Source organism: Clostridium tyrobutyricum, assembly GCF_019144085.1.
Classification (GTDB): domain Bacteria; phylum Bacillota; class Clostridia; order Clostridiales; family Clostridiaceae; genus Clostridium_B; species Clostridium_B tyrobutyricum_A.
Window position 1 is genome coordinate 156201 of sequence record NZ_JAHHUY010000002.1, and the last position, 24807, is coordinate 181007.

Sequence of the window (24807 nt, forward strand, 5' to 3'; positions counted from 1 at the left end):
GATATCATATATATAATTAACAATCTTTAAAATTAGCTTTTCTCTTTTCTAAAAAGGCTTTCATACCCTCTTTTTGATCTTCAGTTGAGAAACATAAGCCAAAAGAATTTGCCTCGTATTTAAGCCCAGCTTCCAAATCAACATCCAATCCATTGTTTATTGATGCCTTTGCCAATTTGACACCCCATGGGGATTTATTCATTACCTTTTGCGCAAATTCTTTTGACTTTGAAAGTAACTCATCAGATTCATAAATTTTATTGACAAGTCCTATGCGATAAGCTTCATCAGAACTGATCATATCTGCAGAAAAGATTAATTCTTTTGCTATTCCTTTTCCAACTAATCTTGGAAGTCTTTGTGTTCCCCCAAAACTTGGCAGTATACCTAAGTTAACTTCCGGTTGTCCAAATTTAGCTTTTTTTGAAGCAAATCTTATATCGCATGCCATGGCAAGTTCACAACCTCCTCCAAGAGCAAATCCATTGACTGCAGCTATTACTAATTTAGGAAGGTCTTCTATTTGTGAAAATACATTTTGGGCAAGTCTTGAGAATTTTGTTGCTTCTATTGAATTCAGTTTACTCATTTGTGCTATATCAGCTCCTGCTACAAATGATTTTTCACCTGAACCTGTTATTATTACTGCTTTAATATTATCGTTTACACTTATATCGTCAATTACACTTCCAAGTTCTTTTAATGTTTCACTATTTAACGCATTAAGTGCTTTAGGTCTATTGATAATAACTTCTGCAATACCATTCTCTTCTTTTAAAATAACATTTTCCATTTAAACTACCCCCAATATTAAGCCATTAAAATGGCAATCTATTTTATTATATTTAAGTAATAAATTATTTATGTTAACGTTTAATTTAATTTTACTTGTATGCAAACTATTTGTCAACAAGTAATTTTATTTTATTAAGAATCCATATATAATTGTGGCTGTAATACACATACTACCTCCTACTATGGATTCATAAGGAATAAGCTTCATACGATCAGATATATTCATTTTAACTGATTGTGCAGATACTAAAAAAAAGTTACCATGTGGAAGATGATCTATTACAACTGAACCTGTATGAACCATAACAGCTGCACTTATAGGAGCTATGCCCATAGATAAAATAGCTTTTCCAAATGATCCTGTAGCTAAAATTGCACCTGTAGATGTAGAGCCTGTGGCTGCAGCCATTAATATACCTGAAATTGGTGCGAGAAGTGTACCTGAAATTCCTGATAATTTAATAATATTTACTATGACTAAACTTAGATCTGATTTAGAAATAATTCCTGCTATTGATCCTGCACCTATTAATAAAATTGCTGTACCAGACATTCTATTTAGTCCTGATGTAGTATACTTAATTACATTTCTAGCTTTTCCCATAGCAAGCAGTCCAATCAATCCTGCCAGCGGCAAAATTATCATCGAATCTATGCTGATTTTTTTTAGAAATTCTATATTTAAAATATTTCCCATAGGATTAATTCCCAGTAATACTATTGCTACAATTGGAGCAACCATAGCTCTTAAAAAAGTAGGTTTTTCTTTGTTATCTGATTCACCTCCTGATATTAGATCTGAATCTTTAATCTCAACTCCTTTTTCACTTAAAAACTTAGCCACAATACATGTTACTATTACTCCTACCACTGCAGGTATAAATCCTGCTATCATTACTTGAGTCAATTCTAAATTAAATCCTTTAGCTACAGCTATAGTATTTGGATTTGGAGAAATTATATTTCCTGCTTTTCCTCCTCCTACCATAGTTAAAAGAACCGCCGTCTTAGAAATTCCAACTCTCTTTGCTACAGAAAGTGCAATTGGCGCAACTATAATGATTGCAACTGTTACAAATACTCCAACTGCAGTAATTATCAATGTAGCTAGCGCAATAGCTAATACTGCTTTTTTTTCGCCAAGCTTGTCTACTATTGTTTCTGCAATTTTTTCTGCAGCTCCAGATTCAATAAGTACACCTGCCAATATACCAGCTGTCAGTACACGTACCACTGCAGGCATTACACTATTAGTTCCTTCAATAATAAATGTCACGGTTTGATTTAAACTAGCACCGCCTATAACAGCTCCTATAATGGAGCCTCCAAATAATGCATATACGGGATTTACTTTTTTAAGGATTAAAACTATAGCAATTACCAATCCTAAAACAGCACCCCACCAATAAATAGGAATTCCAGTCATTTTAACTACCTCCAAACTATCTTATTTATACTTTTGGCAAATTTCTAGTAAACGTTTATAATGTATATTTTTAATATTACTTGTATGCAAACTATTTGTCAACAATCAATATTAAAATAAAAAATCACTACCACATTATAAATTATATATGCAGCAATGATTTTATATTCTAATGATTTGCAATTAGTCTTAAAAATTCTTTGAATTTCTTCTGATCTTTCTCTGTAAATATTTCAAGCATATATTGATTAACTTTATTCACAACTTCTTCTACTGGCTTCTGAAGCCTGGAACCTTCATCAGTAATAACAACTTTAATAGTTCTCCTGTCTTGTGGATTTTCAGTTCTCTTTAAAAATTTTTTCTTTTCCATCCTATCTAGAATTCCAGTAATTGTTGATCCATCAAGTCCTAAAATATCTGCTATTTGTTTAGGTGTTTGACTGTCTTCAGTCCAAAGACATTTTAATATTCCATATTGAACTGGTGTAACATCAAGTACTTCAAGATTTGTCTTCAAATATTGAAATACATTATGCTGTGCTTTTGTTAATAAAAAATTTATACATTCGTTTAATTGCATGCTGATTACCTCTCATTTATACATAATGCATATAATATATTATAAAATTTAATCATTTGTCAACAAATATAAATTAAACTTTAATGAAAGGAAAATATCAAGTACTAATATAAAAACACTTATATCAAAATCCGCATCTAAATTTATTAATAATATATTGTAAATTCTCCCAAAAAGCACAATATAAATCTTATAATAGCTAACCATTCTACAAAATTGGATATAGGAGGATAATTATGGTTATTTCAACACATATCTTACTAAAAAATTGATGAAATATAAATAATTTACATACAAATTATTTATATTTCATCAAATAAATTAAGTATTAGTCTATTAACACGACAGGTTTAATCAAATCCTTAGGTTTATCTTTCATAAGCATAAGTGCTTCTTCTATATGATTAAATCCATGATATACATGAGTTACTAATTTTGAAGGATCTATACGTCCATATTCTATAAGATCTATAAGTTTTTCCATTCTAAGTCTTCCTCCTGGACATAATCCGCCCTTTATAGTTTTATGAGCCATTCCACAACCCCACTCTACTCTCGGTATAACCAAATCACCACTTCCATGGTAATTTACATTTGAAACTACTCCACCCGGCTTAAGCATTTTTATTGCCTGTCCTAGTGTATCAGTTCCACCACCAGCCATTATAACACGATCAACACCTTCTCCATTAGTAAGTTCTGATATTTGATCTACTATATTTCCATCTTTATAATTTACAATTTCATTTGCTCCATAAAATTTTGCAGTTTCAACACAAACAGGTCTGCTGCCTACTCCTATTATTCTACCGGCTCCATGAATTTTTGCACCTGCAATAGACATTAGCCCAACTGCTCCTATTCCTATTACAACAACACTTGAACCAGTTTCAATCTCTGCAAGTTCAGCTCCATGAATTCCAGTAGTCATCATATCCGTGATCATTACAGCTGTCTCAGGTGAAATATTATCTGGCAAAAACGCAAGATTGGCATCAGCTTCATTTACATGGAAGTATTCAGCAAATACACCATCTTTAAAATTTGAAAACTTCCATCCAGCAAGCATACCTCCTGAATGTTGTTGAAATCCTCTTTGAACGTCTATGGATTCCCAATTAGGTGTTGTACAAGGCACTACCACCTTATCGCCAGGCTTGAAATCTTTTACTTCACTTCCTACTTCAGCTACTATCCCTACTGCTTCATGCCCCAAAATCATATTACTTCTCTCTCCAAGAGCTCCCTCAAAAACTGTGTGTATATCTGAAGTACATGGAGAAACTGCCAATGGCTTTATTAGAGCATCATATGGCCCAAAATTCGGTCTTTCCTTTTCAATCCATCCTACCTTATTAACTCCAATCATTGCAAAACCCTTCATATACATTCCCCCTAAAGAATTATTCTAATAAATTGTTATATAATTAACATTTATTTATAATATAAGCAACATATATGCCATATATTAAAATAATATCTTGCCTTATTCCCAGATACTACTGGTATACAGCCATTTATTTAATTACTTAATCATCTAAAAATAAATATAGTAAGAATCTTTCAAAATAGTAATCGTTTAAATATTATACAAAGCTATATTAAATTTCGTTGTATTTTTAAACATTGTAGAATATTTAATCACTGCAGCTTATCTTTTAATCCATACTTATTTATCTTATTATATAAGGTAGTTCTATTAATTTTCAATATTTTAGAGGCTTTAGATATATTTCCATTACACATTTTAATACATTTTTCAATGGCTATTTTTTGCCATTGATCCAATGAACACATATTGTATTCACAATTATCACTAAAATCACGATGAATACCGTCATTATGCCTGACAAAATCAAAGGATATATTTCCATCCATATTGACTATATTCTCTATACAATTTTCAAGTTCTCTTATATTACCAGGCCATCTGTAATTTAATAATTTATTATACAGACTAGTTTCTATTTTTACAATAGATTTACTGAGTTTAGATGATTTAATTTTTAAAAAATGATCTATTAATATTGGAATATCTCCTATTCTATCCCTAAGAGGAGGTACATATATAGGTATAACACTAAGCCTATAATATAAATCTTCTCTAAAATTACCCATTTTCACCTCTTCTTTTAAGTCTTTATTTGTAGCAGCAATTATTCTAACATTTACTTTAATATATCTTTTACCTCCTATTTTCATAATACAACCTTCTTGAAGAACTCTTAAAAGATTTACCTGCATATCAATGGGCATTTCACTTATTTCATCTAAAAAAATAGTGCCGTTATCAGCCAACTCAAATTTTCCTAATTGCCCTCCTTTTTTTGCCCCGGTAAATGTTCCATCCTCATATCCGAATAATTCGCTTTCAATTAGATTCTTAGGTATAGCACCGCAGTTTATTGCTATAAACCCAAAATTTCTCCTATTGCTACTATTATGTATTGCTTGAGCAATAAGTTCTTTACCAGTTCCACTTTCACCTTGTATTAACACAGTAGATGGGCTATCTGCAATACACTTTGCCTTTTTCTTTAAATCCATCATTATTTTACTTTTACCTATTATATCCGAAAAATTATATCTAGCCTTCATTCCTATATACCTATTTACCATATTATAAACTTTCTGTATATCTCTAAGTACAAGTGCGGCTCCTGTTATACAATTTTTTTTATTTCTTATAGGATATGCATTCAAATTGAATCTTTTACTTTTTCCGTTTACTGTGCAATTGTTATTTTCATATCTATTTCCATTACTTATTTCATCATATATGTTTCTCCAATTGAATATTAAATTTTTTATATTCTTGTCTATAACTTCATACTGTCTAACTTTCAACATCATACATGCTATATTATTTATTGATCTCACTATTCCAGATGAATCTATGGTCAAAATTCCTACATCTATAGAATTTATTATAGTGTGTAGGTATTGGTATGCCTGAAAAAGTTCATTTTGAGACTTGTTCATCTCCATATGATTTTCTATAGATTTAACTGCTGCAACTACAAGTCCTAAAGTATGGGGATGTACAAGCTGATGTCGTCCTGTCAAATTAAGACATCCGATTATATTACCATTTACATCATGTATTGTATCAGCAGAACATGTCCAAATATGATATACGTTTAAATAGTGCTGCTTTCCAGCCATTTGTATTGGATTATTTTCATAAATAGATGTTCCAATAGCATTAGTTCCTGTACTTTTTTCACTCATATCTGCCCCTTCTATCATTCCCATACTTCTTGCTTTTTCTATTACATCTTCATCACCTATTACAATCAGTATTATACCGTTTTCATCTGTTAGATCTAAAAAGAATCCTGATCCTTTAAGAAAATCATATAATATTTTCATAAAGGGTTTTGCTATCTTTATTAATTCCAATTTTTCTTTACATAATTCTTTAAATTCTATTCCTCTTAATATTTTATCAGGAAATATTTTACTCTTATTAATTCCATATTCTTTGCATCGCACATGTGAACGTGTTATTATATTATTATTTTCTATTGAAATACACACATAAATCCCCCGATCCCCTTAAAGATTAATCTTTTATAAAAATATTATATCATAATTTATTTATACTGAATCTCTTATGGACTTAACAAAATAGGGCTGTTTCAAAATAAAATTTTGAAACAGCCCTATTTTATTGTTGTTTATCGTCAAATTTTTGCGAGTGCTTGATCCAAATCATATATAATATCATCAATACCTTCTACACCTATAGAAAGTCTTATAAGATCAGGCGTTACGCCTGCCTCTTTTTGCTCTTCTGGTGTAAGTTCTGCATGTGTAGTACTTGCCGGATGTATTATCAGAGACTTTGCATCCGCCACATTGGCAAGCAAAGAGAATAGTTTAACACTGTTTATAAATTTCTTTCCAGCTTCAAGTCCTCCCTTTATTCCAAAAGTAAATATTGAACCTGCTCCCTTTGGCAAATATTTTTTGGACAGTTCTCTATATGGACTCGACTCTAATTCAGGATAGTTTACCCATGAAACCTTAGGATGTTTACTTAAAAATTCTACTACCTTCCTTGCATTTTCTACATGTCTCTCAACTCTAAGCGATAGTGATTCCAGCCCTTGTAGAAGATAGAATGCACTTTGTGGACTTAAAGTTGCCCCTGTATTTCTCAAAAGCTGAACTCGTGCCTTTGCTGCAAATGAAGCCGGGGCAAGGTCTGCATATACAAGTCCGCCGTAACTTTTATCAGGTGTTGTAAAATCGGGAAATTTACCACTTCCTGCCCAATCAAACTTTCCACCGTCTACTATAATTCCACCGAGCGTTGTTCCATGTCCGCCTATAAACTTAGTTGCAGAGTGTACAACTACATCTGCACCATATTCTATTGGTCTTACCAAGTATGGAGTTGCAAATGTATTATCTATAATAAGTGGTATTTTATTTTCATGTGCAATATTTGCTACTTTTTCTATGTCAAGTATATTTATTTTTGGATTTCCTATTGTTTCAGCATACACTGCTTTTGTTTTGTCAGTTATGGCCTTTCTTATATTTTCAGGATCATCTGGATCTACAAAAGTTACACTTATACCTAATTTTTTCAGTGTTACTGAAAACAATTCATATGTTCCACCGTAAAGAGTACTTGCAGATACTATGTTGTCGCCTGCACTTGCCACATTGAGTATTGAATAAAATATTGCTGCAAGTCCTGAAGCAGTAGCCAGGCCTGCAACTCCTCCTTCAAGTTCTGCAACTCTTTTTTCAAAAACATCTTCAGTCGGGTTCATTATTCTTCCATATACATTTCCTGGTCTTTTTAATTGGAAAAAGTCAGCTGCCTCATCTGCATCCTTAAAAACATAAGAAGTAGTCTGGTATATTGGAACTGCTCTTGCTCCTGTTACCGGATCAGGAACCTGTCCTGCATGTACCTGTAATGTTTCAAATGACAATTTTCTCTCTTCACTCATGATTAATCTCTCCTTTTATTAATTATGTATTTTATCATACTGGGAATGTAGGTAAATAAAAAACTTCCTACAGAGAAACTGCAGGAAGTAATATCCTCTTGTATCTCATCTATCAGGTTTTACCTGCTGGAATTAGCACCAATGAATATTCTATATTCAGGTTGCCGGGCATCATAGGGCCAGTCCCTCCACCTCTCTTGATAAGAAATATATATTTAATTGTTGGTAATTAAGTTAAATATAATATACAGTTTTTCAACTAATTTGTCAATAGACTTTCAAAATATATCAATAGAAAATTTTATAAATAATCTTTGATATATAATACAAAATTTGATATTCTATTTAAGCCTATTTATAAAATTAGGAAGATTAAAACAAGATTTGACAATCTCCTTTGTTACATATCTTGTATTATCAGGGAGTCTATTTTGATCTAAATTTAAAGGATCATATACATCAGAAGCTATAGTAAAGCTCCAAAGTCCACCTGGATAACTTGGGACAAAAGCAACATAGGTCCTTACTATGTTAAAATTATCTTTCAATATCTTTCTTGTATTATTGATTATATCCATATGAAGCATTGGAGATTCACTCTGACATACCATTACTCCATCATCATTCAAAGATTTTTTTACATTTTTATAAAATTCCTCTCCAAATAAATCCTTGGCATAACTTTCAGGATCTGGAGAATCTACGGATATAACATCATATTTTTGAGGAACATTTTTTACATATTCCACTCCATCACCAAATTTAAAATTTACTCTATTATCAAAATTTTCTCCACCACTTATTTCGGGAAGAAACTTTATACATTCTCTTGTTACAACTTCATCTAATTCTACCATATCTATAGAATCCAGTTCTCTATATTTGGAAAGTTCTCTAACTGCTCCACAATCTCCTCCACCTATTACTAAAGCTCTTTTAGGTTTTTTATGAGTAAGCATTGGTATATGAGTTATCATCTCATTGTATATAAATCCATCTTTTGTAGTAGATTGCATTATTCCATCTAAAACCAGACATATTCCAAATGCATTAGTGTCAATTAAAGCAATTTCCTGATATTTTGATTTACAATAAGAAAGTATTTTATTCAATTTGTAAGTAATCTTCATAGTTTTCTTTTCCACTTCAAATTCTTCAAACCAAATTCCATCTTTATCAAACTTGAAATATTTAGGTAATTCACTGTTATTCATAAAACGCCTCCTATTTATTTTATATTTATTCCATAAAAAATTTCATTAATTTCTCTTTCAAGCTTATTGAGAATATCTGTTTTTTCTTTATTGGAAACATTACTATTTTTAGTATCAAACAAATATTTATTAATATTCAATTCATTTATTCTCATCTTTGTATGAAATATATTTGATTGATATATATTCATATCTATAAGATGATATTTATCAAGAATATCCTGATATACAAAATTCTGAATAGAACTTATGTCATGATCTATAAAATGCTTTTCTCCATATATATCTCTAGTAAATCCTCTAACTCTATAGTCTATAGTTATAACATCTGAATCAAAACTTCCAATTAAATAATTAAGCGCATTTAATGGCGATATTTTTCCACATGTTGATACATCTATATCTACACGAAAAGTGGCAACATTATTCTGAGGATGACTTTCCGGATATGTATGTACTGTAACATGACTTTTATCAAGATGAGAAACAATGTTTTTTCTAAGAGGAGTTAAGATTCCTCTATTACAACTATTATCAATCATATATACAGGGATCTCCTCTTCCGAAATGAGAATGGTTACACTTGCTCCTTGAGGATCATAATCCTGTTTTGCCACATTTAATACACTTGCTCCAACTATTTCAGTTACATTTTTTAAAATTTCTGTAAGTCTATCAGAATTATACTGTTCATCTATATAATCTATATATCTTTTTCTCTCTTCTTCGGATCTAGTATAGCATACATCATAAATATTGAAACTCAAAGTCTTTGTAAGATTATTAAATCCATACAATTTTAATTTATTTTTTAGATTATTCATAATATAATTCTCATCTCTTTCATGCAGAATTTCAATTTAACAGTTATACAAATTTTAATTTTATGTATTTAAAATTTAAGCACACATTTATATACTTAAGTTTATATATATAATTATTTAATAAAACTTCATGGATTATACAATTGCTATTATTAAAATTGTATTTTAGGATATGAAAACTCAATACGACATTAAAATTATACAGCCATTTAATATCTCTTACAATATATAAAATTAAAAAATTTAACTAATAAAATTATTTGATGAAAAAATAAAGACATTCAACACAATAAGTACAAAATTGTACCATTGTGTTAAAAGTCTTACAGCGGTAAATCCAAACAGAAGACACTATGTTAACTTTATCTTTGTTAATGAATGATTACTAACTTTTAACTGCATTTTGATGTTATTTTAAATAACAAATAAAACATCGTTTATGTCAATAGAAATTAAAGTTCTTTCAAAGCGCTGTCAATATCTGCTATTATATCTTCCACATCTTCTATACCTACAGATAATCTTAAAAGATCTTCATAAACTCCCATTTGTTTCTTTTCTTCATCAGTATTATTAGAACATATGGTAGATGAAGGATGAATTATAATAGATTTAGTGTCTCCTATATTTGTAAGATTCAATATCAATTTTAAATTGTCCAAAAATTTAAACGCCTTTTCTTTACTTCCAAGCCTGAATGTTAGTATGCCACCAGATCCATTTTTATAATACTTTTTTGCTAAATCATAATACCTGGAACTCTCAAGTCCTGGATAGTTTACATCCACTATCTTCTCATTATCACTTAAATATTTAGCAACACTCAATGCATTTTTACAATGCTCTTTCATTCTAAGAGATAGTGTTTCCACTCCCGTAAGATTTAAAAATGCATTAAATGGTGAAAGCGATGGTCCAATATCCCTGCCTATTGTATCCTTTAATTTAGCAGTAAATGCCATCTTGCCATATTTTTTTGTATAAGGCAAAAAGTTTTCATATCTTTTATCTGTATATTTACTACTTCCACCGTCTACTATAATTCCTCCTATAGAATTAGATGTTCCATTTATATATTTGGATGTAGAATGTATTACAATATCGGCACCATATTCTAATGGTTTTATAAGATATGGAGTAGTCACAGTTGAATCCACAACAAATAAAATATTATTATCCTTGCAGAACTCCGATATAGCCTCTATATCCAAAACATCAAGTTTTGGATTTCCAATAGTCTCTGCAAAAACTAATTTTGTTTTTTTGTTTGTTACAGTTGACAATGTATTTGTATTTATATCTTCCAGGAAATGGACTTTTACTCCAATAGATTTTAAATTTCTCATAAGGGTATATGTACCACCATAGAGACCACTTGATGAAACTATCTCATCTCCGCTTTCGACTATATTCATTATAGCAAGATACATAGCACTCATACCAGATGCTGCAGATGTAGCAACCATTCCATTTTCTATACTTGCAATTCTTCTTTCAAAAGAAGTAACTGTAGGATTTGATATTCTAGTATATGCATACCCCATATCCTTTCCCTGAAATATCTTTTCAAGTTTTTCTGCACTTGTGTGAGCATATGCATTAGAAAGATATACTGGAGTATTAGTAGCACCTGTTCCATCCAATCTTGCATTTCCATGTATAAGTTTGGTATTAAACTTCATATTTTCACCTCAATCTATTTAAGATGGAACAAATTAAATTTATTCCATCTTTCTAAACTAGTTTCTATTTTTTCTCTACAACAAGCAAATTATATCCTTCATAATTTGTATCTATGGAAATTATTTTATGTCCTTCTTTTCTAACACTTTCAGGAACATTTTTTATTGGATCTCCATCATCTAGATAAAATCCTCTTTTTTCGCCAGATTTAATCTTGGATAACTCAATTTTGACTTTTACAAAATTTATAGGACATTTTACCCCTCTAAAGTCAATAACCTTGTATCCATCTTTTTCATTATTATCTTCCTTGTCATCAGATTTAGAATCTAAATTTTCTTCCTTTGGAAGTGTTATTTCAAGTTTTCCATCCAATGACTTATACATAGCTTCTACTTTTTTAAACAAATATTCAACTTCAGGCAATTTATCGGATATATTAGCTGAATCTCCAAGTTTGTAATCTATAAGGCTTTCAAATAACTCTTTAATCGATGATTTTACATAACCGGTATCCACGAAGTTCTTTTCAAATTCCTTGAATATTTCCCTATCCTTGTTTGTATCTACTCCTCTTAATACTAGAAGTGTTCTTGCTGAGGAAACTGCTGAAGAATACAAAGCCAAATCTTTTTTAGTCTGCTTGTATTTTTCAAGTGATGATCCTGCGTTTGATAAATCCAGTTTGATTACATCCATTACGCCGCTGCTGCATTCTCCAGGACCCCTACCTTTGAGTGAGAAGCTCTCACATGAACCAAAATCAAAATAAATGTCAGAATCTGCTATAAATTTTTCTATATCAGTATATTTACTAACTAATTCTTTTATATCATTATTTTTATTATCCATGAATTCATAAAAATCTTCATAACCTGAATCTACTTTTAGAGATGCTAGTTTATGTAAAAATTCAGGTATCTTCTTTGCTGGAATATCTCCATATTCATCTCCCATTTTTGCTCCACCAGAACCTATTCTTCCTCCAAAAGATACAGAATACATTGGGACAAGTCCATTTTGAGTTCTTTTAGCTCTTCCGTGTAAACCTATCTTACCTTTTTCATGTTGAGCACAGGAATTAGGACATCCTGATATATATAATCTTGGAAGTGCTGCTTTCACACTTTTGTCCGCAGATTTAAACTCATCCTTTATTCCTACCAAAAGATTTTGTGAAAGGCAAAGTCCAAGCTGGCATGTTGAAGCACCTACACAGGTTAAAGAATTGTCTATATTGTATATAGATGTAAATTCTTTAATTATATCAAGTAATTTTTGGGCATCATTTTCTTTTAGGTCTCTTACTATAAAGCCCTGTGTATTAGTTGTTCTTATTGATATATCGTAGCCAAGTTTTTCAATAAAATTAAGTATTTTGTCAAGATTATCTACATCTAAATTTCCGCTTTGAGGATGTATGTAAACTGAATAATATCCCGCTTGTTTCTGTGGAAATAATATATTTTCAAAATCTTTTGATACTTTAACTTTTTCTACTATTTCAGCTGATTTATTTACTGTAAATTCATCTGAATTTACATTTATGTCAAGTTTTGACTCTGCTTTTAATTTATTTACTTCTTCATTAAATCTTTCAATAAATTTTTCTTTTCCAAGTCTTTTAACTATAAATCTTATTCGTGCCTTATTTTTATTGGTTCTATCTCCTTCTGCTTCAAAAAGATTTTTCATTCCCTGAATATAATATAAAATATCTTTATCAGATATAAAATCTTTAAGTTTTAAAGCTACCTGTGGACTTCCACCAAATCCACCACCACCATACAATTCAAAGCCTCTTTTTCCATCTACAATTTTAGCTATAAAACCAAGATCAGAAATTGTAGCATTACCAGTATCAGCTCCACTATTTGAAAAAGCTATCTTATACTTTCTTGGCATATTCATTGTAGTAGGATCTTTTATTAAATAATTGGTAGCAGCCTTCATATAAGGTGTTACATCAAATACATCGTCTAATGAAACTCCTGAAAGTGGCGAACACTCAATATTTCTTACAGTATTTCCACCTGTTCCTTTTGTAATTATTCCAACTTCTATAAGAGACTTCATTATTGGGTATGCATACTCTAGATTTATACTGTGAAATTGTATATCCTGTCTTGAAGTAAATCTCACTTTTCCATCTGCATATTTTCTTCCAAGTTCACTTATACGCTGAAATTGTTTTAAATTTATTACTCCACCTGGTACTCTAGTCCTTAACATATAAGTTTCTTTTTTCCTCTGTTCATAAAATCCCATAGATACTCTGAAGGCCTTAAATCTTATAGGATTTATGTTACCTTCAGCATATTGCTTTGACTTTTCTCCTATATCTTCTATAGCTTTATAGTTTTCTTGACTTATATCTATCATAAATATCAATCACTCCCAATAATTTACTTAAACAATTTCATACTTAAGCTTTTCAACATTTTTATCCTTGTCTACTTTAAATAAGTTAAACACAGGTTCTTCCTTTTCAAGTGATAGTATTCCATACAGTATGCTAGGATCAAAGGCAAGTCTTTTATCTTCTTCTGATGGTCTAGAAGGAGATTCTGGATGTGAATGATAATTTCCTATCATTACAAGTCCTTCATTTCTTATAGCTTTTATAGCATTGAACTGTTCATTTGGATCCATAGAGAAATGTTCATTGCTATGATCTATATTTGTCAAAGGATATACTTTTTTTATAAAAATATCTCCTTCAGATTTTTTGCCTCCTATATATCCACAACACTCATCAGGAATTTCTCTTCTTGCCTGATCTACAATTTTCTCGTATTCCAATTTATTTATATAAATCATATTATATCACCCTTTTAAATTTCCTGTTTTTAGATCACAAGCAGCTTGTTCATAATCTATAAGATTCGTTATAGTAGGATGTTCACCGCATATACCGCATTTTTTATTTTTAGAAACCTTTATCTTTCTAAACTGCATAGTCAATGCATTATAAGTTAAAAGATATCCTGCCAAGCTGTCTCCAAGACCTAGAATGTATTTTAGTGCTTCAGTAGCCTGAAGAGATCCTATTACTCCTCCCATTACACCTAAGACACCTGCTTCTCTACAAGTTGGTACAACACCAGCTGGTGGTGGTGATTGAAATATACATCTGTAACAAGGTGTTCCATTATCAGGTATATATGTAGTTAACTGTCCCTGAAATCTTATTATGCCACCATGTGAAAATGGTTTTTTGGCAAGAACACAAGCATCATTTATAAGAAATTTTGCAGGAAAATTATCTGTTCCATCTATTATAAAATCATAATCTTTGTCCTTTATAATATCCATTATATTCGTAGAATCTGCAATTTCATTGTAGGTAATTACATTTACATCTGGATTCAATGCATTTATTGTCTCTTTTCCAGATTGCACTTTAGGTTTGTTTACATCTTTTGTCTGATGTATTATCTGTCTTTGAAGATTGGAAAGATCAACTACATCCCCATCTACAAGTCCAATAGTTCCTATACCGGCAGCTGCCAAATACATAGCTGCTGGAGCACCTAACCCACCAGTTCCAATTACAAGAACCTTGGAATTTAAAAGTTTTTCCTGTCCTTCCACTCCAACTTCTGATAATATTATATGTCTTGAATATCTTTCAATTTGTTCTTCATTAAAATCCAATAGATCCACCTCCCATAAAATACAAGAACTCAATTTTATCGTCTTGTTTTAATACAGTACTAGAAAATTTATCTCTGTCTACAAATTCATCATTTAATTGTACTGAAACCATATCTGGCATCTCTACATTTTCAATTTTCAAAATTTCAGTTACTGTTACCCCGTCCTTTATATCTCTGTCTTCTCCATTTACTTTTATATTCATAATTTTCCTCCTAATTATAATTATCTAAATATTTTTCCATTATTACGGCAGCAGCACCTATGGCTGCGGTATCTTCTGCAAAATACTCTTTCTTTTTAAAAATAACTTTTGTACCTTTATCCAAATGTAACTTTTCAGACACCATTTTAATACATATATCATAAAACATTTTGGAGCTTTTTGGTAAATCTCCAGTTAATATTACGACTTTTAAGTCCAGCAATTGTATGTAATTAATCAATCCTATTCCAAATGCCATTGCAGCTTCTTTTATTATACTTATTGAAAGTTGATCATTTTGTTCAGCTGCAATACATATATCTTTATAGTCTATATTGCTTAAAGGTTTGTTTATAATTGTAGTAATACCTTTACTTATCCTGGCAATAAATCTTTCCACTAATGCATCTGTTGATGAATAAGTTTGAATGCATCCATTTGAGTTATTTGAATATTGGTTGACATCTACAATCATGTTTCCAAATGCATCTTGTCCATTATCAAAAGTTTTCAAAATTTTCCCTGATAAAATTATCCCAGTTGTAATTTGAGACTCACAGCTAAAATAGCCTAAATTCTCAAATGCACAATTAAACTTATAAAAATACTCCAAAACAGCAGATGAAATTGCTCTATTCTCTAATATAACTGGACACATCAACCTTTTTTGCAGAATGTTTTTTATAGATATATTTTTTAAATCATTATTATTACCAACTGATATTCCTATACCAATAAGATTCAAACAATCAAAGCTTAAATTTAAAACCATCTTGTCTATAGTCTTAAAAATTTTTTCTGTAATCTTATCAGAAGTATCTTTACATTCTATTTTAAATACTTCCTTACATACTATATCAATTTTTAAATTACTAAATACAATTTTTACATAATTATTATATATATCCAAACCTATTATATATGAAGCACATAGGTTTATATTATATAATACAGGTCGTCTTCCTCCTGTAGAATTTCCCATAAGATATTTAATTACCATATTGTTTTGCTCAAGAGGTTTCATTACACGGTTTAGAGATGTCAATTTCATTTTTGATGCAAATGAAATTTCATTTTTTGTCATAGAACCTTTTTTTTGAAGTAAACTAAATATTTTTTTACCTTCAGGACTCAGACTGCTAAATAAGTCACAATTACAATTGACATTTATTTTTCAACCACACCTTCCCTAAGCTTTTAACCATTATGGTAAAAAGATCGTAAAATAAAACTTAATAAAGTAATTTACAAACTATCATTTTATTACAACTGAAAATCAAGTAACCTAAAATTCAAAAAAGCTTTCCTGACTAAAATTACAAGAAAGCTTTTTTATTGTACTCTCTCATCTTTCAGGTATATACCTGCTGGAATTAGCACCGTTGAATAAGCTTACTCAGGTTGCCGGGTGTCATAGGGCCAATCCCTCTACCTCTCTTGATAAGAATTCCGTATTTAGTTATCTTAACTTTACCATATTTCAATTAAATTTTCAATATAAAAAATTATCCAATAATCTTTTACATATACTTTTCTATAACATTTTATTGACTTGACAAGTTAAATATTTTAATATTTATATATAAATATTTTTAGTTTATATAAAAAATTATTATGGGAGATAGCTAATGGAGACTGAATTACTATTAATAAGGCATGGAGAAACTAAATGGAATAAATTAGGTAAATTTCAGGGGTGTTCAGACATAGAATTAGCATCAAAGGGAGTAGAGCAAGCTGAATATTTGGGTAAAAAACTAAATGGAGACTTTGATTATATATACTCAAGTCCTTTAAAACGTGCTAAAAAAACTGCCTCAATAATCGCCAATGGGACTGGAAAAAAGCCCTTAATAGTAAATGATTTACACGAAATCAACTATGGAAAATGGGAAGGATTAACTACAAAAGAAATTTTACGTAACTATAAGGAAGAATATAAAGCTTGGAGAACAGACGATATAGAGGGACCTTTATGCGGTGGAGAACTAAGTCTCAAGAATGCTTGCTTTAGAGCTAAAAATGCTATATTATCCATTGTAAAAGAACATAGAGGCAAAAAAATTGCTATGGTTGCTCATGGTGGTATTATAAAAGCGGGATTAACTGGATTATTTGATTGGAAGCTCACTATGTATCATAAAATCATACTTTTAAATACATCTGTGTCAAAAATACTTTTTGATGATAATTTAAATCCTGTAATACTTACCATAAACGATACTTCACATTTGCTTAAATAATTAGTTAAAACTATAAATATAGATATGTTCTATATTTATAGTTTCTAAGCATCTAAAAAACATAAAATACATTAATATTCATATCTTTTAAATATATAAAAAGTCAATCTGCTGCATATCAATCCCAATGCTATACCGCCCATCACATCTGTGGGATAATGCATATACAAATATAGTCTTGAAAAGGCTATTAAAACTGCTAGTATCCAAAATGCCGCCCCATATTTTTTAAAACATTCAGATAGTATACCTGCAGCTGCAAAAGCTGCCGTGGTATGTCCTGATGGGAAAGATGATGATGTTGGTTTTGAAATCAGCACATTTAATGTGTGTACAGCAATAAATGGTCTTGGTCTTTGAAATATGTGTTTTAATATAACTTCTCCAAATACAGCTCCTAAAATTATAGCCATTACAGTCATATACCCTATATGTCTATATTTTTTATTTGCTATTAATAGAATAGCTATCGCTATCCATATAATACCCATGTCTCCAAGAGATGTCACCAAAATCATTAGTTTGTCCATAATATATCCATGCATATTATTCTGTATGAATTGAAGTAAATAAAAATCAAATTTATAAACTGATGATATCATGCTTATTACCTCATTTTCTTTTTATTAAATATAATAACATAAAATAGAAAACTACTAAATAAACAATTATAATTGCTCTATATTATAAAATTTTTTATTTTAAAGGCCATACTAAAATTCAATAAATCATCTATATTTTTGACATTAGCTCCAGATATATCCTGTATTCTTTTAATTCTATAATTTAATGTATTTTTATGAATAAAAAGAGCATTGGAGGTTTTTATAAAATTACAATTATTTTCTATATATATTTTTAGTGTTTTAACTAATTTAGTAGAATTTTTCATATCATACTTGATTAATTTTCCAAGTATTTCTTCATAAAATATTTTAATTTCATCCTTTTTTTCTATCTCAAGCAATAATTTATATATACCAATATTATTATAACTACATATATGGGTTTTATTTTTTACAGTTTTCAAGATTTTCAAAGCTTTTTGAGCTTCATTAACACTATATTTAAAATTTTCCAGTCTTGACCAAAAATTACTTATTCCAATACTTATGTTAATATACTTTAGTTTATATTTTATTCTATTAATCATCTCATTTGCAAGTAGATTTATTTTATTTCCTTTTATATGCTCAATAGGAATCATAATTATAATAGAGTTATTTTCCACTATACGAATTGCACTATTTTTATCATGAAAATTCATTATATCAACTATAATTTGATTAATTTGCTGTATAAGTCTAAATGCAAGTTCTTCATCCCAAATACCATTATTAAAAACAATTTGCGTAAAATTGTCTACATTTATTATAACCGTACAATAAATTGATTCTGGATTATATCCATAAAAAATTGCTCTATTTGTAACTTCCTGACTATAACTTTTATAATTATAAATTACATTTTTCATAAAATCATTCATGGAATCCTGTTCAATTCTGCTCATAAAAATAGCCTTACATATACTCTGACTTAAATCAATAAATCTCACTTCAAAAGGTAATTCAAATATGGGAAAATTAAATGAATTTGCAATATCTATTACTTTTTGTGGGGTCTTTTCTATATATGGTCCTATATTAATAACAAGCCCAGAAACATTTTTATTATTCAAATCATCTACAATTTTAATCAGTGCACCTAAATCATTTTTTATTATTATACCTGTTATTAAAACCAATTCACCTCCTTTTAGCCACACAACATATTCAGGATTTTCCATATAATGAACCCACTTTATAACTCTGTCAAGTCCATTTTTTCCTGCTATAAGTTTCAATTTATTTGCATATGGCAGGGTACTTACATTTCCACAATTAACTATCATAATTCATCAAACATCTCCATTAAATGCTAATAAACACAGGCAATATAATAAAGTTACTTTTTATAAGTTTATAGAAGATTCAATCTTAATACATTATATTGAATTATCAAAAATTTATTTATATACTTTTTCCACTGCTTATCTCAAAATTTTATACAATGGGTACATCTTCAAAAATTCAAATCAAACGGTCTTTTAAATTATCCTGTTGTTTATTATTAATTTATTTTTATCCATTTATACTATAATAATTCATATTATAAAAATAGTAAAATTACATTTTTAACTGATAAACATTTGTTCTTTTCACGTCTAATAATTTAATGTACAGTGAAAAAAAAGATATGAGGCATTACTTGCAGATAGCAGAAAGATAATTATTTCCATTATAAAAAAGTTTCTACCTGAAATTTCCTGTCTTTAATAAATACTCATTGAATTAAATAGACTAACAACTGATTCCATCACTATTGAAACTTTTTCAAGTATTTCTACATGATGCCTACAAAAAATTATTTATGAATTTCAACATTATTTTTTTCTGACATACACATGAAATAAGGTGGTATTTACGATATAGAAACATAGATTGAAAACAGTAGTGTAGATTTTAATCTGTAAATTATAGCATAGTATTGAAATTTTTAAAGATTCCATGGATATTTTCTAAACTTTATTTGTATTTGTTTTTATTAAATTCGTCTATTAAATATAATAGACGAATTTAATATGGCGTTCATAGCGGTTTTTATCACAAAGTTCTATTTTTTTGTATAGCAAATAAAATCCATACAAGTCATTAAAAATTTTTGTTTTGAGCTTATTATCCTTAAGAAATGGAATACACAAAATCATTTTAACAGCTCATATTATCAATGGAATGAGTATAAATTTGATTTTTTACACAAACTATCTACACTCGTTCTCCATATAATTAACTCAAGAAAATAAATTTTCAATTATACTCAACTAAAATTTATCAATATTAGCAATCAACTTTTTCTACTTCAAATATAACTGTTTCTTGATAGTCAGGACACTGAACTATAAGTTTCTCTCCATAACCCATCTGTTCTGGAGTAACACCTTTTCTAGAAGCATATACAAATGGGAAAATTGCTTGAAGTGCCATAACACAAACATTACTTGTTCTTTTCATATTAATTAGCATATCTTCTATATATATTTTATCTCCCTTTTTATAACAATCGCACTTAGATCCTATAACATTAATAATAACTTTCTCCATTATATATCCACCTTTCTATCTTTCCGTAAATATTATTTATTTGAAGAACATGTATATTTATTTTTTAATCTATAATTGAATATGTTCTGAAGCGCAAGAATTATGATCGTAAGTAAAATTAATATACATGAAACTGCAGCCAAAGTAGGTGTTAATTCTGTTCTCATGGTTTCCCACATAGCTACTGGCAAAGTTTTTGTTTTTGTACCTGCTAAAAATAAAGTAACTGATACTTCATCAAAAGAAGTAATAAAGGCAAATAGGCATGCAGAAAGCATTGATGATTTTAATTGTGGAAGTATTATTTTAAAAAATACTCTTATTTCTGTTGATCCTAGTCCCTCAGCTGCTAATTCAATATTTTTATCCAACCCCTTCAATCCCGACATTACTGTAACAAATACAATAGGAACTGCTATCAAAGTATGTGCTATTATAAGTCCTATCATGGTATCATTGAGACCAATTTTAGCAAAGGAATTAAGCAATGCTACCCCAATAATAACTATTGGAATTATCATAGGAGTTACCATTAAGGCCATAAATGCTTTTTTAAACTTAAAATTTACTCTTGAAACAGCTAAAGCAGCGATTGTTCCTATAATTACAGATAATATTACAACAACACATGATAATTCCAAACTCTTAAAAAAGCTCTTCAGCCATTCATCATTCTGAACAAAACTATTATACCATTGAGTAGAAAAACTAGGAGGCGGAAATTTAAAATAGGATAATGAAGTAAATGAAATAGGAACCAAAACTATTATAGGTGAAATAAGAAAAATTACTACTAAAAATGTAAATATATATAATAGCATTACAAACCCTCCTTTAACATAGGATTATTCTTAAAAATTATTAAGGACACACCTAAAATAAGTAACATTAATATAAACAACATTAATGCTAAAGCTGATGCCATAGGCCAATTTAGGGTACTTATTATATCATTTTGTATTAAAGTCGAAACCATCATATCTTTTGTGCCCCCAAGAAATGATGGAATTATAAAGTATCCCATAGCTAGAACAAATACAAGAAGTGACCCTGTAAATATACCCGGTATAGATAATGGGAAAAATATTATCCAAAAAGTTTTATATGGTCTAGATCCCATGATTTCAGATACCTGAAGTAGTCTAATATCTATATTGACCATATTTGCATATATATTTAAAAACATATATGGAAATAATATATGTGTCATGCCAATAACTACTCCAATGGTATTATACATTAAATGTATTGGCTGATTTATCAATCCAATGCTTATTAAAAAATTATTGACTATACCTTTATCCTGTAAAATTATCATCCATGAAAAAGTACGTGCTAACAAACTTATCCAAAATGGAATCAAAACAAGTGCCATTATTATTCCTTTAATCCTCTTTGATTTAAGTTTTATTAAACAATAACAAACCGGATATGCCAAAACAAGAGTTAACAGTGTTACTAAAATTGATGTTATCAATGTTATAAGTATTACTGTTAAATATATCTTTTGTGTAAAAATCTGTCCTAAATATTTTAAAGTAAAACCATCAGTATCAAATACAGCTAACTTAAATAATTTTAATATTGGTATAAACATAACTATTATAATAAAAAGTGCTGGTATTATTACTAGAAGCCATTCTTTTTTAAATTTCTTAAATAAATTCAATAAAAAATTATCTTTATTAATTTTATTCACTATTTTGCTCATACTTTCACTCAAAATTAATTTACCTCCTTAAAGTGGCTTATAAAAATAAATTATATTAAAATAAGTTATTTCAAAATTCGCTTTTAATATATAATCATTTATTGCAACAGCCACTTTTGAAATTGATCATTAACTTTATTGTAATTTTTTCCCCAATATTCAGAATCAACAATAATTTGGGTAACTGAATTATCTGTAAATATGCCTAGTCTTTTCTTATCATCCTCAGATAAATATTTATATGCTTCTGAATTAGTTGGTCCATAATCTATAAGTTTTGAAAACTCAGCTTGATGTTCAGCCTGACTAGCAAAATTTATAAATTCCATAGCCAATTTTTTATGAGGTGCATCTTTAGGTACTACCCAGCTTTCTGATGAAACTAAAGCTTGATTATATTCTATTTCTATAGGTTGACCTTTCTTTTTGCCATCAACTATTCTTCCATTCCATGCTGCAGCCAAACCCACCTCACTACTTGCAAGCATAGTCGGAGCTTGTGCACCTGTAGTCCACCATTGCTTAACATTAGGTTTAATTTTATCAAGACTCTTAAAAGCTCTATCTAAATCCAGAGGATATAAATTTTCTGGTTTGACTCCATCGGCAAGTAATGCAGCTTCTAATGTTCCTTGAGGATCTTTTTCTAAAGTACGTGCTTGAGGATATTTTTGCAAATTCCAAAATTCACCCCATGTTTTTGGATGATTGCTTTGAGAAAAATCATTTTTATTATAGCCTATTGCCGTAGAAAATGTATCTGAACCTACACTCCAATCTGAAATAAACTTTTTGTCAATTCCCTTAGTATCAATTACATTGAAATCAAGTTTTTCCAATAATCCGTCATTTCCAGCTTGTATTGCAAAATATGACATTACATTAGCTATATCCCATTGTTTATTTCCAGATTCAACTATAGATTTAAGCTTACCATTATCTATTGGTGACACTATGTTTATTTTTACACCATATTTTTTTTCAAATGGTTCATAATTAACCTTTTTTCTAGACTCTGAATAAACTCCTCCCCAGTCAACAATAGTTAGTTCCTTATCAGTATCAGTTTTACTTGAATCTTTTCCAGTCGATCCTCCACAGCCAGTAATACTAAATAGTAAAAAAGTTGATAAAATAATTGAACAAATTTTCTTAATTTTCATGTTATTTCCTCCCTTATTAAATTTATTAACAAACTTAGTACTGTTTTCATTTAGTAACAATGTAACAATTTTCTATTGTCCAACTCAAAAAAATATTTTTTCCTATAGACAAAAAATTATCTATATTGATAGAACCTGAAGTTCTTAATAAATATATCTCACCACTTTCTACAGCGACTTTTATCTTTAAAGCATCTCCAACAAAAATAACTTCTCTAATAATTCCTCTAATATTATTATCATATTTAGGTTTATCTTGACTAATAGCAATATTCTCTGGTCTTAAAGCTATAGAAATGGCTTTGCCTTGGACATATTGATCGGGATTTTCCATTTCTACCTTGACAATTTGTTTATTAAAAACTTCTATAATTGCCATTTTATCCTTTGTTTCAATTACCTTTCCTTTTATAAGATTTATATCACCTATAAAATCTGCTACAAATCTATTTGCAGGCCTTTTATATATATTTTCAGGAGTATCAATCTGTTCAACTTTTCCATTATTCATTATACATATTTTATCTGACATAGTTAGAGCTTCTTCTTGATCATGAGTAACACTAATTGTTGTAATTCCAATAGTCCGCTGAATATGTTTTATTTCCAATTGCATATTTTCTCTTAACTTTTTGTCTAATGCACCTAAAGGTTCATCCAATAATAACAATGGTGGTTCAAAAACTATGGCTCTGGCTAAAGCAACTCGTTGCTGCTGTCCTCCACTTAATTGTTTAGGATATCTGTCTTCTACATTGTCCAATTTTACAAGTTTTAGTATATCTTTTACCTTGTTTTTTATACTATCTTTACTATATTTTCTCAACTTAAGTGGATAAGCAATATTTTGAAAAATAGTCATATGCGGAAATAAAGCATAATTTTGAAATAACATCCCTATGTTTCTCTTATATGGCTTCTCTAAACTTATATTTCTATTATTTAATAAAATTTTACCACTATTAAGTTTTTCAAATCCCGCAATTAATTTCAATAATGATGTCTTTCCTGAACCGCTGGGACCAAGTATAGTTAAAAATTTTCCTTTATCGACTTTAAAACTAACATTATCAACAGCTTTAAAACTTTTATAATATTTTTCTACATTATCTACCAATAAATCTGCACCAATTACGCCCATTTATATTTCCTCCCTTATATGCAATATATTAAATTATATATATATAATTTAA

General features: G+C 29.3%; 22 protein-coding genes and 2 riboswitches. Of the genes, 1 reads left to right on the plus strand and 21 read right to left on the minus strand.

Translation table 11 applies throughout. The features are described from left to right. Positions 1-16: 16 nt before the first annotated feature. From KM800_RS01520 to KM800_RS01585, 14 genes are all read right to left on the minus strand, one after another. On the minus strand, positions 17-793 hold the full coding sequence (locus tag KM800_RS01520; protein WP_217811481.1) for a short-chain-enoyl-CoA hydratase: 777 nt from the start codon (positions 791-793) through the stop codon (positions 17-19). 126 nt (positions 794-919) lie between these two features. Then, positions 920-2221 carry a GntP family permease gene (locus KM800_RS01525; protein WP_217811482.1) on the minus strand — a complete coding sequence of 434 codons (1302 nt, stop codon included), beginning with the start codon at positions 2219-2221 and terminating at the stop codon, positions 920-922. A 169-nt stretch (positions 2222-2390) separates the two neighbouring features. Continuing rightward, positions 2391-2804: a MarR family winged helix-turn-helix transcriptional regulator gene (locus tag KM800_RS01530; RefSeq protein WP_217811483.1), complete on the minus strand. Its 414-nt coding sequence runs from the start codon at positions 2802-2804 to the stop codon at positions 2391-2393. A gap of 328 nt (positions 2805-3132) precedes the next feature. Next, positions 3133-4188 carry an NAD(P)-dependent alcohol dehydrogenase gene (locus tag KM800_RS01535; RefSeq protein WP_217811484.1) on the minus strand — a complete coding sequence of 352 codons (1056 nt, stop codon included), beginning with the start codon at positions 4186-4188 and terminating at the stop codon, positions 3133-3135. Positions 4189-4445: 257 nt separating this feature from the next. Next, positions 4446-6344 (minus strand): sigma-54-dependent Fis family transcriptional regulator, encoded by a 1899-nt coding sequence (locus KM800_RS01540; RefSeq protein ID WP_217811485.1) that lies wholly within the window; start codon positions 6342-6344, stop codon positions 4446-4448. A gap of 146 nt (positions 6345-6490) precedes the next feature. Next, on the minus strand, positions 6491-7774 hold the full coding sequence (locus KM800_RS01545; RefSeq protein ID WP_217811486.1) for an O-acetylhomoserine aminocarboxypropyltransferase/cysteine synthase family protein: 1284 nt from the start codon (positions 7772-7774) through the stop codon (positions 6491-6493). A gap of 102 nt (positions 7775-7876) precedes the next feature. Then, a riboswitch (SAM riboswitch) is annotated at positions 7877-7981 on the minus strand. A gap of 134 nt (positions 7982-8115) precedes the next feature. After that, positions 8116-8988 carry a polyamine aminopropyltransferase gene (gene speE, locus KM800_RS01550; protein ID WP_217811487.1) on the minus strand — a complete coding sequence of 291 codons (873 nt, stop codon included), beginning with the start codon at positions 8986-8988 and terminating at the stop codon, positions 8116-8118. Between the two features lie 14 nt (positions 8989-9002). Further along, the gene (gene speD / locus KM800_RS01555; RefSeq protein ID WP_217811507.1) at positions 9003-9815 is read right to left on the minus strand and encodes an adenosylmethionine decarboxylase; all 813 of its coding nucleotides are present in this window, start codon (positions 9813-9815) and stop codon (positions 9003-9005) included. 449 nt (positions 9816-10264) lie between these two features. Next, a complete protein-coding gene (locus KM800_RS01560; RefSeq protein ID WP_217811488.1) occupies positions 10265-11494 on the minus strand; it encodes an O-acetylhomoserine aminocarboxypropyltransferase/cysteine synthase family protein in 1230 nt (409 codons plus the stop codon). A 64-nt stretch (positions 11495-11558) separates the two neighbouring features. Beyond that, positions 11559-13877 carry a sulfurtransferase TusA family protein gene (locus KM800_RS01565; protein WP_217811489.1) on the minus strand — a complete coding sequence of 773 codons (2319 nt, stop codon included), beginning with the start codon at positions 13875-13877 and terminating at the stop codon, positions 11559-11561. 27 nt (positions 13878-13904) lie between these two features. Then, on the minus strand, positions 13905-14315 hold the full coding sequence (locus KM800_RS01570) for a M67 family metallopeptidase (protein WP_217811490.1): 411 nt from the start codon (positions 14313-14315) through the stop codon (positions 13905-13907). Positions 14316-14321: 6 nt separating this feature from the next. Further along, positions 14322-15152, minus strand: a complete 831-nt coding sequence (locus KM800_RS01575; protein WP_217811491.1) for a HesA/MoeB/ThiF family protein — start codon at positions 15150-15152, stop codon at positions 14322-14324. Continuing rightward, the gene (thiS, locus tag KM800_RS01580; protein WP_217811492.1) at positions 15142-15357 is read right to left on the minus strand and encodes a sulfur carrier protein ThiS; all 216 of its coding nucleotides are present in this window, start codon (positions 15355-15357) and stop codon (positions 15142-15144) included. The genes KM800_RS01575 and thiS overlap by 11 nt, the downstream gene beginning before the upstream one ends. A gap of 10 nt (positions 15358-15367) precedes the next feature. Beyond that, entirely contained in the window at positions 15368-16441 is a 1074-nt protein-coding gene (locus KM800_RS01585) for an ROK family protein (RefSeq protein WP_217811493.1), read from the minus strand. A 258-nt stretch (positions 16442-16699) separates the two neighbouring features. Further along, a riboswitch (SAM riboswitch) is annotated at positions 16700-16804 on the minus strand. Positions 16805-16985: 181 nt separating this feature from the next. Between KM800_RS01585 and KM800_RS01590 the strand changes: the two genes are divergently transcribed. Next, entirely contained in the window at positions 16986-17600 is a 615-nt protein-coding gene (locus KM800_RS01590; RefSeq protein WP_017895550.1) for a histidine phosphatase family protein, read from the plus strand. 71 nt (positions 17601-17671) lie between these two features. On the opposite strand, the gene KM800_RS01595 is transcribed toward KM800_RS01590, so the two are convergent. The 7 genes from KM800_RS01595 to KM800_RS01625 all read right to left on the minus strand — a co-directional run bounded on the left by KM800_RS01595 (position 17672) and on the right by KM800_RS01625 (position 24755). After that, positions 17672-18202: a phosphatase PAP2 family protein gene (locus KM800_RS01595; RefSeq protein ID WP_217811494.1), complete on the minus strand. Its 531-nt coding sequence runs from the start codon at positions 18200-18202 to the stop codon at positions 17672-17674. 77 nt (positions 18203-18279) lie between these two features. Continuing rightward, positions 18280-19491, minus strand: a complete 1212-nt coding sequence (locus KM800_RS01600; protein ID WP_217811495.1) for a PucR family transcriptional regulator — start codon at positions 19489-19491, stop codon at positions 18280-18282. Positions 19492-20476: 985 nt separating this feature from the next. After that, complete coding sequence (locus tag KM800_RS01605) at positions 20477-20740, minus strand: TIGR04076 family protein (protein WP_217811496.1); 264 nt, start codon at positions 20738-20740, stop codon at positions 20477-20479. Positions 20741-20772: 32 nt separating this feature from the next. Continuing rightward, the gene (locus KM800_RS01610; RefSeq protein WP_217811497.1) at positions 20773-21561 is read right to left on the minus strand and encodes an ABC transporter permease; all 789 of its coding nucleotides are present in this window, start codon (positions 21559-21561) and stop codon (positions 20773-20775) included. Then, positions 21561-22463 carry an ABC transporter permease gene (locus KM800_RS01615; protein WP_254906430.1) on the minus strand — a complete coding sequence of 301 codons (903 nt, stop codon included), beginning with the start codon at positions 22461-22463 and terminating at the stop codon, positions 21561-21563. The genes KM800_RS01610 and KM800_RS01615 overlap by 1 nt, the downstream gene beginning before the upstream one ends. 86 nt (positions 22464-22549) lie before the next feature. Continuing rightward, complete coding sequence (locus KM800_RS01620) at positions 22550-23614, minus strand: ABC transporter substrate-binding protein (RefSeq protein WP_217811498.1); 1065 nt, start codon at positions 23612-23614, stop codon at positions 22550-22552. A 46-nt stretch (positions 23615-23660) separates the two neighbouring features. Beyond that, complete coding sequence (locus tag KM800_RS01625; RefSeq protein WP_217811499.1) at positions 23661-24755, minus strand: ABC transporter ATP-binding protein; 1095 nt, start codon at positions 24753-24755, stop codon at positions 23661-23663. Positions 24756-24807 lie beyond the last annotated feature (52 nt).